Source organism: Microbacterium sp. LB12 (genome assembly GCF_037150835.1).
In the GTDB taxonomy this organism is placed as follows: Bacteria; Actinomycetota; Actinomycetes; order Actinomycetales; family Microbacteriaceae; genus Microbacterium.
On sequence record NZ_JBBCPF010000041.1, the window covers coordinates 1 to 563 of the forward strand.

Sequence of the window (563 nt, forward strand, 5' to 3'; positions counted from 1 at the left end):
AGTAGTGCCCCGTAGCGTGGTGTAGCCCACGGTGGCCGGCTCGTCGCTCGCGACGTAAGCGCGGTCACCGTGTGATCCTTCGAGAAGTCTCTTACCTCCACTCGAAAGGCATCATCACGATGACCGCACTTCATATTGTCGACCCTGCGAGCGTGCTTGCTGAAGCCCTGACCGACGCGTCGCCGGATCTGATGCGCAGCCTGCTCCAGACCACGATCAACGCGCTGCTGTCTGCGGACGCGGACGCCGTTGTCGGCGCGGAATGGGGCAAGCCCAGCCCCGACCGCACGGCGCAACGCAACGGCTACCGGCATCGCGACCTCGATACGCGTGTCGGCACGATCGACGTCGCGATCCCGAAGCTCCGCACCGGGACCTACTTCCCGGAATGGCTGCTGGAGCGCCGGAAGCGGGCGGAGACTGCGTTGATCACTGTCGTCGCGGACTGCTACCTCGCCGGGGTCTCCACCCGCCGGATGGACAAGCTCGTGAAGACCCTCGGGATCCACTCCCTCTCGAAGTCACAGGTGTCACGGATGGCCGCTGACCTCGACGAGCACGTC

At 65.4% G+C, this 563-nt stretch carries 1 protein-coding gene; it reads left to right on the forward strand.

The window, feature by feature from the left end; genetic code table 11:
- Nucleotides 1-119: 119 nt before the first annotated feature.
- Nucleotides 120-563 (forward strand): transposase (locus WFM69_RS19285; protein ID WP_337007453.1); only part of this gene is annotated, 444 nt, incomplete at its 3' end.